The organism is bacterium, assembly GCA_030655055.1.
GTDB lineage: Bacteria > Edwardsbacteria > AC1 > AC1 > EtOH8 > UBA5202.
The window spans coordinates 1-9523 of record JAURWH010000201.1; the positions used below are offsets into that span (position 1 = coordinate 1).

Below are 9523 nucleotides of genomic sequence, written 5' to 3' on the forward strand. Positions count from 1 at the left end.
AATAGCGGTGCTTGTATATTATCACCGACCAGGAATAGACCGAGAGATAGACCAGCGAGAACATGATCAGGTTGGTGAAGACGTCGTAGCCCAGGATCAGGCCCCAGATTGTCTCTTTGGCAAAAGTATGGAACATGAATAGATTCTCCCTATATATATCTTAGTTGCTAAATTACGGTGGTGGTTGCCTGCTTCATATTTTCAATTTATCCAGGATCTGGCAGACGTACCCGTATGCCTCGCGGTTGTTGGTCTTGGCAAAGAACTTCATGGCATCCAGTCCCATGTAATGCTTATAACAAGCTACCCGTTCGCGGTAATTGCCAAGAGGCATGCCCTTCTCGGCATAGTGCCTTCGAAACAATTCAACATGATCGACGCCCCGCGGCCAGAAATCTATCCAGGCAATGTCGTAGGCAAAATCTCCGTACATGGCCTCCCAGTCAAGCACCGCCGTCACCTTGCCATCTTGGGCCAGCATATTGTCATATCCATACCCGCCGTGCAGCAGATAACGGTCTTCCGGGCAGGCCTCAAGCAGGGGCATCATCCGTCCATAGTATTCATCAAATCGGGCGCGATTCAAGAATGTGGTATCGAACAGAACGTGCCATTTACCCAAAAAACCTTCAGCACGCTCTTCTTCGTTGGCATGGGCGATGAACTTCTTCCAGGACGGGAAAAGCCCGTTGCCATTGTCGCCGATCCAGCCATAACCCTTCCACCGCGTGACATCGGTGGTATGAATGGCATGGGCGATCTTGATCACATCCGGAAGGATCTGGTCGTACTCATCCTTGGACATTGACTTGAGGCCTCGTCCCGGCATTTTTTTGGATATGCAGTAGAACAGGTCCCCATAACTGCCGACTTTGATAACCGGCGGTATCAGTATCTCAGGCGAGGCAAAGTTCTGGTATATGAATGCTTCCTTCTGGTAGCTGGCGTCCATTTTACCGGTCATGAACCGCAGGATATATTCGCCATCGCCGGCTTTGAACGACAGAGTTTGGGCGACCAACCCTCCCTGAAGCGGGGTCGGGTTAATGATCGGCTGATCAAAGGTTTCTTTCAGCAGAGCTAATATATTTTCCTGCGTGACCTCGGGCTTGATGCTTTCCATATAAATACTTTCAGCTACTGAATTGGTATGGTTGTACCTCTTATCTCAGATTCATCAACAGGAACGTATACTCCAAGGCGGACCTTTTGGCCAGCTGGACATTGGTGGACGATCCGCCGTGGCCGCCTTCGGTATTCTCGTAATATAATACCCTGCACCCCATCTCGTTCATCCTGGCCGCCATCTTGCGGGCATGTCCGGGGTGAACCCGGTCGTCCCGGGTGGAAGTGGTAAACAGCACCTCGGGATATTTAATCCCGGGCTTCAAGTTGTGGTAGGGCGAATATTTTTTGAGGTAGGCCCATTCTTCGGGTATGTCTGGATCCCCATATTCGGCCATCCAACTGGCCCCGGCCAGCAGCTTGTTGTACCTTTTCATATCCAGCAGCGGGGCCCCGCAGACCACGGCCCGGTAAAGTTCTGGCCGCTGGGTAAGGGCCACGCCCATCAGCAGACCGCCATTGCTTCCCCCCATGATTCCCAGGTGGCGGGTAGTGGTGATCTTCCGGGAGATTAGATCCTCGGAGACCGCATAAAAATCATCAAACACGTCCTGACGCTTTTCCTTGATACCGGCCTGGTGCCAGCGCGGCCCGAACTCGCCGCCCCCTCTGATATTGGCCAGTACAAAGACCCCTCCTTTTTCAAGCCACCCCTTTCCCCAATCCTCAAGATAGTAGGGCAACATGGCATGTTCAAAACCCCCGTAGGCATAAAGGAGGGTGGGATTGCTTCCATCGTATCTTATTGATTCTGGACCCACCACAAAGTAGGGCACCATGGTCCCGTCCTTGGACCTGGCCAGATACTGCCGTGCCCGGTACTTGCCGCCGTCAAAATATGCCGGCATAGACTTCACCATCCTTTGGGCGCCGCTTCCGGCATCGGCATAATAAAGTACAGACGGCGTCACAAAATCCTCATAGTAGTAGAAATACTGGCCGGACGAGAGGTCGGCCGCGGCCAGTTGTATGGATCCGTATTCCGGGGTATCGACCTTGGTCTTGGTCCACCGGCCGTTTTTGTAGGCGCATGTGTACAGGACGCTCCTGACATTTCTCAGCATTTTCACCAGCAGTTTGTCGCCGGCGGCCATCACATCTTCTACGCTGGAGCTATCATCCGGACAGGCTATCAGTTTCAGGTCGCGTTTTCCCTTTAGCAGGGCCGGATAATCTGCGCTTATCACCGAGCCCTGGAGGAATGTCTGGCGGCCAGCCTTCCAGTCCGATCTCAGCCGGATGATGGCCCGGCTTTTCACGAAGTCGGTTATATAAGCGTCGTCCGGTATATTGAGTTTTATCAGATCCCCCTGCTCGTAGCCGAAGATGGTCCGGGAATAGGCCGTGTGTTCCTGGATAATGACGGGATAGTCCCGCTCTGCCGTTTTGAACGATTCGGCCCAGACACCTACATCCGTCACAGCGCCTTCATGGATCACCGGCGCATCCTTGATGTCCGTCCCTCTCCTCCATCGCCGCACCTGACGCGAGTAGCCGGAACTGGTCAGCGTTCCCTCCCCGAAATCCCGGGAAACCAGCAGGGTGTTCTCGTCCAAATAAGTGGCGTCGCCCTTGGACTCCGGCATGGAAAATCCTTCCTCCACAAAGGACTTCTTGACAGCATCGTACTCCCGAAGAACAGTGGCATCACCACCTTCCCTGGAGAGTTGAATCAGGAATCTTGAATAGGAAGGAAACAAACCGAAAACGCCATGGTAATCCCAGTTGACCCCATCTTTCCGGGAAAGCTCATCCATATCAATCAGCGTTTCCCATTCCGAGTCGCCCCCAAGATAACTCTGCCGGGATGCCCTCCGCCACAATCCCCGCTGGTGGTCCTTGTCCTTCCAGAAATTGTATATGAACTCTCCCCTTATACCCGGCCGGGCTATCCTGTCGGCGGAATCATATATCTCCAGACAGTTCCGGTAGATCTCCTGGTACTCCGGCGGGCTGGAAAGCAGGTCCGTGGTAGCAGTATTTTGCAGATTTACCCAGTCCATCGACGGTTTTCCGTCAATATCCTCCAGCCAGAGGTATGGATCTTCCGTCTGGGCAATTGTTGATTTAGTGTTCATAAACAGTAAGATGACAATTAGAATGTTTTGTTTAATATGGCGGGAAATGTTTCTTCGGAAGTATGACTTGCTCATTTTTCGCCTATCATCTCGCGGGCGTGCTTGATGGTTGTTTCCGTGATCTTGCTCCCCCCCAGCATCCGGGCCAGCTCGTCCACCCGCTGTTTTTGGTCCAGCTGCTGCACATTGGTGATGGTCCGGCCCTTGTTCTCCTGCTTGCTGACCACGTAGTGGGAATCGCCCAGGGCCGCGATCTGCGGCAGATGGGTAATGCACAGCACCTGGCGCTTATTGCCGATCTCCTTCAACTTATGGCCCACCGCCTCGGCCACCCGGCCGCCTATCCCGGCGTCGATCTCGTCGAACACCAGCACCGGCACGGCATCGGCCTCGGCCAAAATGGTCTTGATGGCCAGCATCACCCGGGAGATCTCGCCGCCCGAAGCTATCTTGGCCAAAGGCTTGGGGTCTTCCCCGGGGTTGGGAGAGATCAGGAACCGCACCTGGTCAATGCCCCACGATTCCGTTTTCTGCCTTTGTTTTTTGACTTCCACCAGCCCGTCTGTATCCGGCGTCTGAGCGACCTCGGTCTTGAACACTGCTTTCTCCATCCCCAGGTCCTTTAACTGCCCGATCACTTCCTTGGAAAGCTTTTTGGCGGCCTCGGTCCGTTTGGAGGAAAGCGACAGGGCCTGCTTTTCCAGCTCCTGCCTTTCGTTTTCCATTTCTGCCCTTAACTTGGCAATGATCTCCTCGCCGTGCTCCACGCTTTCCAGTTCCAGTTTGACCCGTTGGGCGTGTTCCAGCACCGCCTCGATGGTACCCTGTTTCTGTCCGTATTTTTTCTTGAGCGTTTTGATCAGGTCCAGCCGGTCGCGGATCACTTCCAGCCGCTCGGGATCGAACTGCAGTTTGTCCCGGTATTGGCGCAAAGACCGGGCGGTCTCCTCCAGCTGGGCCAGCGAGCCCTGTACCGCGTCCCGGCTTTCGTTCTGGCGTTCGTCTATCGAGGAAAGATCGGTGAACAAGTTTTCCAGTGTCCCCAGCCGTTCGATTATGGAGCCCTCGCCGTCGTACAAAAGCTCGTAGGCCTGGTTGGCCGAGGCGAAAAGTTTTTCGGTGTTCTCTAAGATGAACTTTTCCTTCTCCAGTTCCTCCTCCTGCCCGGCCTGCAGGCCGGCGTCAGTGATCTCCTTTAGCTGGAACTGGTACAGGTCTATCTTCTCCCGGGTCAGCTGTTCCTTGTGGACCAGCTCGTCCAGCTGCTTTTTGGTCTTGTGGTAATCCGAGAACAGCTGGGACACCTGCCCCCGCAACGGTTCCAGATGCCCGAAGGCGTCCAGGTAGTCCAGGTGCCGCTCCTCGTAGAGCAAGGATTGGTGCTGGTGCTGGCCGTGCATATCCAGCAGGACGTCGCCCAGGCGCTTCAGGCCGGCCAGGTTCACCGGGCTGTCGTTGACAAAGGCCCGGCTCTTGCCGGCGGCGTTCACCTCCCGGCGCACGATCAAGGGATCGACCGAAGGCTCTGTTTCCAGTTCCTTCAGTAGTTCCGCCACCGGGCGGTAGCTCTTGACGCTGAACTCGGCCTCCACCACCGCCGCCTTGGCCCCGGTGCGGACGCTGTCGAGATCGGCCCGCTCTCCCAGGGCCAGCCCCAGGGCGCCTATTAAAATGGATTTTCCCGCGCCGGTCTCTCCGGTCAGGATGTTGAGGCCGGGGGCAAAATCCACTTCCAGCGATTCTATCAGGGCGTAGTCTTTTACGGTTAATTTGGTGAGCATAATGTTTTTCTTTTTGCCACAAAGACACAAAGGCACTAATATGAATAATATTTGTTATAAGATTTACGGCGTTACCGCCAGGCCCCAGGGCCCGGAACCGACGGTTATGGTCTGGCTGCTTTGCAACGTATAGGTATTCACGTTTCGGGATATTACCGAGACCGTGCCGTCGCCCGAGTTGGAAACGTAGAGTTTGGTTCCGTCCGGGCTGTAGCAAAGACCCTTGGGGCCGGTGCCTGCAGTTACCTGAGCCAGCGGGGCCGGTTCGCTGGTGGCGGTGGCGTCATAGATCTTGACAAGATTTTCCTGGTAACAGCTTACCGCCAGATGGGCGCCGTCCGGGGAAACTGCCAGCCCAAAGGGATAATTGCTGACATTGCTGATGGTGAATTCCTTGGTAAAGTCCGAGGTCCTGATCACCGTCACCACCCAGCCATTGGTGGCGAAAAGGCGGCCGCCGGAAGGCGTAAGGGCCGCTTCTTCACCGCCGTTGGCAATGTCGACATATATTCTGGCATGGTCGGACAACAGATATCTCTCCACCTGGCTGCTGTTGGCGCAAAGCACATACAGGTAAAGCCCGTCGCTGGAGAATTGTATCCCGGTGGGTGTGTTGCCGACGGCAAAACTGTCGGTTTTCTGCATGGTATTGGGATTGATGATCACCACCCGGTTGTCCCCTGAGACGCTTACCGCCAGCCTGCTGCCATCGCCAGATACCGCCAGGCTGTAGGGGGCATTGCCGACGGAGATGCTTCCCAGATCATTATTCCCGTTCTTAACTTCCAGGAAATGCAGCTGGCCGGGGTTTCCTCCGCACAGCACATAGGCCCGGTTGCCGTTGGGCGACATTTTAACTTGTTTGACGCCGGTGAGATTTGGGAGGTATCCTTCCGGTTTAAGATCATTCTGCTGAAATAAATTTATCTGGTTTGCTGAATTGCAGCAGACATACAAGCCCCTGACAGTGGTGAAGCTGGAGCTCCCGGCGGAGGCCAGGCTGTTCCCAGACAGGTCCAGGGCCCCGGTTCCGACCGTCACCTGATATTGCCGGTAGAAGGAAAGGGTGTCGGCCAGGGTGGCTGTCATCAACGTGTCGCCCTGCCAGCTGTAACCGGAAAAGGCGACTGCCGGGGTCAGCGACAGAGCGGCCTGGGCAGTAGCATGATCCATGGGCTCGGAGAAGCAGATGGTGATGGAGGTATTCACCGTGACATTGGCCTCGCCGGCCGCCGGAGAAACGGAGACCACCATGGGTTTGACCGTGTCAAGCTCCGTTCTAAAGGACCAGGAATACTGGGATTGCAGGCGGTTCCAGCACAGGTCCCGCAGGCTGGTGTCTATGGTCACTGTATAGAGTGTATTGTATTTAAGGATGGAACTGGGCGCAAACTGCAGGATCGAGTCATTCAACCCCAATACCGCGTTGCCGGTGACCTTGGTTCCGGCGGAGTCGGTCAAGCTGATGGAATTGGTTGACCAATCGGACAGGGCCTCCGAGGCATAGGCCCTGACCTCGGTGCTGATGGATATGTTCGTCGCTACGGAAAGCGGCTGGTGGGCCGTAACCACGGGAGCCGTAATATCGACCAAAGCAGAGGTCCGGTACCATTTGCTGAAAGCCGGCGAAAGCCCGTTATCGGCCAGGTCCAGGGCATTTCCGGTGATGGATACTTTTACAGTTTCATTGGCGGCAAAGGCCGTGTCAGGGACAAAAATGACCGTATAGCCCAGCCAGTAAAATTTCCCCGGCACTCCGTCGGCCGAAAAAGCGCTTTGCACCGACGACTGGTTCATGGCTTCGCTGAAGGTAATGGTGATCACACGATTGCGGAGAAAGGCGCCTGAGGTATCGCCTGCAGGATAACTGCTGGTTACAACCGGCGGAGTCAGGTCTCCTTCCGGCGGAGGGGCCACCGGGGTGGCCTTCTTGCCGCAGCCGCTGAGGGCTACCGCGAGCACCAGTGCGGCCAAGGTGTAAAAGTGTTTTTTCATTTTTAAATTCCTTTTTATTGCGTGCTACGATTTTTAAATTCGTGCTACGGGAACCGTTGATTACATCAAACCTCACCGCTTCGCTTGCAATTATGATTGCCATTCTCGGCGCAGGCTCTCACTCCCTCCCCTCGAGGGGAGGGATGCCGTCTTGTCCGCCGCAGCTTCAGCGTAGGAGGAAAGGCAGGGAGAGGTCTCCGGTCATTTCCCGTCCTCGCCCCGGGCTCCCCACTTGAGTTTGGTGCGAAGGATGTTGTAGAACGAGGACTTCTGGGTCTTTACTAATTTGGCCTTGATCTCCGCCTTCTCAAATACTATCTGCTGGCCGGCCTTAAAGGAAAGCCTCTGCTGGCCGTCCACCACCATGATGGCCTCCTCCCGCTTGCCGTGGACCGTCACTTCCACCGTCTTGTCCATGGGCACGATCATCGGCCGGATGGAAAGGGTGTGGGGGCAGATGGGCGTGATCACCATCACCTCCATGGTGGGCTCCACGATGGGCCCGCCGGCCGAAAGGGAATAGGCGGTGGAGCCGGTGGGGGTGGAGATCAGCATCCCGTCGGCGTAATAGCGGCTGAGGAACTCTCCGCCTACCGAGACCGACAGTTCCACCAGACGGGTGGGCACCCGGATGTCGAAGTCGTTCAGGGCGAAGAACTCCTGGCCCTCGGTCCGGCCCCTGATGATGGCCCGCTCTTCTATCTGATACTGTCCCCGGGCCACCTGCTCCAGGCTCTGCCACATCTGGTCCTGCGAGGTCTCGGTCAAAAATCCCAGCGAGCCCAGGTTGATCCCCAGGATGGGCTTTTGCTGCTGGCCCATCAGGTGGACAGAGCGCAGCATGGTGCCGTCGCCGCCCAGGGCCAAAAGCAGTTCGCAGCTTTGGGCCACCTCGCTGTCCTCCGCGCACTGGAAGCCTTCCAGCTTGATGCCCTGCTCGATGACCGGGGCGATGCCGTGGTCCTTGAGCCAGGCCGAAAGTTCTCTAATGACGTTCTCGGCCCCGGGCCGCTGGCGGTTGTAGATTATTCCCCAGTTCTTCATTTTACGTTCCTTTTTTTCACCACCAAGACACTAAGACACCAAATTTTATACTTCTACTTTAAGTTTTTACCTTAGTGCCTTTGTGTCTTTGTGGTAGATATTAGTTAATCCGCAGAACTCAGCTCCGCCTCCGCCATCTGCACCACCTTCTGCACCGCGTCCTCCAGCGTGGTGTTCAGCCGGGCCCCGGCCGCCGCAATGTGCCCGCCGCCGCCGAACTTGCCGGCCAGCTGGTTGACGTCCACCCGGCCCTTGCTCCGAAAGGAGGCTCTTACAATCCCGTCATTCTGCTCCTTGAACAGGATGGCCACTTCGGCCCCCTTCACCGCCAGGGCGTATTTGACGAACTCCTCGCTCTCGGACAGGTCAAAATCGTATCTTTTGATCAGCTCCTGGGTCAGCGACATGTAGGCCAGCTGGCCTTTGGCACCGGTCTTTAAGCGGCTCAGCAGTTCCCCCAGTATCTTCAGCTGGTTGATGGGCTGCTGGTAATAAAGCTGCTCGGCCACGTCCGCTATCTTAGCGCCGTAGTCCGACAAAAGACCGGCCGCCCTCAGGGCATCGGCCGAAGTGTTGGTATAGCGGAACCCCCCGGTGTCGGCCAGCATCCCGGTCAAAATTATCTGGGCCTGTTCCGGAGTGGGCTTCACCCGCAGTTTCTGGGCCAGGCGCAGGATCAGTTCGCTGGTGGACGAGGCCTCGGGGTCCACGTAGTGGAAATGCCCGTAAAGATTGTTGGAGACGTGGTGGTCGATGTTGACGATCTCCATGGTGGCCGGGGTGATGATGTCCGACACTTTCCCTATCCGGTCGATGTTCCCGCAGTCCAGCACCACCACACAGCTGACGTTCTGGGGGACGATCTGGTTGCTTATTGATTCCCAGCCCGGCAGAAAGCGGTAGCGGCCCGGCACCGGGTCCTGGTCCACTATGGCCACCTGCTTATTGAGCGAGCGGAGAATGGAGGCCAGGGCCAGCTGGGATGCGATATTGTCGCCGTCCGGGTTGTAATGGCTGGTCAGCAGAAAGCGGCGGTGCCTTACCAGCGCCTCGCTTACTTCATTGATCGGCATCGGGCTTCTTTTCCTGGGCGAGCTGGTTAAGCAGATGGTCTATCTTGTCGCCCTGGGCTATGGACTCGTCTATCCTAAAATCGAAATCCGGGCAGTTGCGCAGTTGCAGGCGCTGGCCCAGTTCCCGCCGGATATATCCCTTGGCGCTCTTCAGCCCCTTCAGGGTCTGCTTCTGCTTGTCCGGGTCGCCGTAGATGCTGATGAACACCTTGGCATAGCGCAGGTCGTCGGCCAGTTCCACGTCGGTGACCGTGACAAAGCCCAACCGGGGATCCTTAAGCTGCCCGGCGATGATCTCCGATAGCTCGCGTTTCATCTGCTGGCCAACCTGGCTTGATCGTTTGAATGGCATGTTTGCTCCTTTATTTCCTAACCTCTTATTTTACCACTTTTTAGGGGTAATTCAAGCAAAAAATGAGCCCCTATA

The 9523-nt window shown here is 56.0% G+C and carries 7 protein-coding genes; all 7 read right to left on the reverse strand.

What is annotated here, in order from left to right:
* Positions 1-193: 193 nt before the first annotated feature.
* Positions 194-1123, reverse strand: a complete 930-nt coding sequence (locus Q7U71_09385) for an aminoglycoside phosphotransferase family protein (GenBank protein MDO9391969.1) — start codon at positions 1121-1123, stop codon at positions 194-196.
* Positions 1124-1163: 40 nt separating this feature from the next.
* On the reverse strand, positions 1164-3203 hold the full coding sequence (locus Q7U71_09390) for a prolyl oligopeptidase family serine peptidase (GenBank protein ID MDO9391970.1): 2040 nt from the start codon (positions 3201-3203) through the stop codon (positions 1164-1166).
* 71 nt (positions 3204-3274) lie between these two features.
* A complete protein-coding gene (gene recN / locus Q7U71_09395; protein MDO9391971.1) occupies positions 3275-4984 on the reverse strand; it encodes a DNA repair protein RecN in 1710 nt (569 codons plus the stop codon).
* A 63-nt stretch (positions 4985-5047) separates the two neighbouring features.
* Positions 5048-6979 carry an Ig-like domain-containing protein gene (locus Q7U71_09400; GenBank protein MDO9391972.1) on the reverse strand — a complete coding sequence of 644 codons (1932 nt, stop codon included), beginning with the start codon at positions 6977-6979 and terminating at the stop codon, positions 5048-5050.
* A 201-nt stretch (positions 6980-7180) separates the two neighbouring features.
* Entirely contained in the window at positions 7181-8023 is an 843-nt protein-coding gene (locus Q7U71_09405) for an NAD(+)/NADH kinase (GenBank protein MDO9391973.1), read from the reverse strand.
* A gap of 104 nt (positions 8024-8127) precedes the next feature.
* The gene (locus Q7U71_09410) at positions 8128-9096 is read right to left on the reverse strand and encodes a bifunctional oligoribonuclease/PAP phosphatase NrnA (protein MDO9391974.1); all 969 of its coding nucleotides are present in this window, start codon (positions 9094-9096) and stop codon (positions 8128-8130) included.
* The gene (rbfA, locus tag Q7U71_09415; GenBank protein MDO9391975.1) at positions 9083-9448 is read right to left on the reverse strand and encodes a 30S ribosome-binding factor RbfA; all 366 of its coding nucleotides are present in this window, start codon (positions 9446-9448) and stop codon (positions 9083-9085) included. The genes Q7U71_09410 and rbfA overlap by 14 nt, the downstream gene beginning before the upstream one ends.
* Positions 9449-9523 lie beyond the last annotated feature (75 nt).

Bases quoted from the DNA above. Each gene is read 5' to 3' on its own strand.
- Q7U71_09405 (MDO9391973.1), bottom strand. From the start codon at position 8,023: ATGAAGAACTGGGGAATAATCTACAACCGCCAGCGGCCCGGGGCCGAG.
- Q7U71_09400 (MDO9391972.1), bottom strand. From the start codon at position 6,979: ATGAAAAAACACTTTTACACCTTGGCCGCACTGGTGCTCGCGGTAGCC.
- Q7U71_09410 (MDO9391974.1), bottom strand. From the start codon at position 9,096: ATGCCGATCAATGAAGTAAGCGAGGCGCTGGTAAGGCACCGCCGCTTT.
- recN (MDO9391971.1), bottom strand. From the start codon at position 4,984: ATGCTCACCAAATTAACCGTAAAAGACTACGCCCTGATAGAATCGCTG.
- Q7U71_09385 (MDO9391969.1), bottom strand. From the start codon at position 1,123: ATGGAAAGCATCAAGCCCGAGGTCACGCAGGAAAATATATTAGCTCTG.
- Q7U71_09390 (MDO9391970.1), bottom strand. From the start codon at position 3,203: ATGAACACTAAATCAACAATTGCCCAGACGGAAGATCCATACCTCTGG.
- rbfA (MDO9391975.1), bottom strand. From the start codon at position 9,448: ATGCCATTCAAACGATCAAGCCAGGTTGGCCAGCAGATGAAACGCGAG.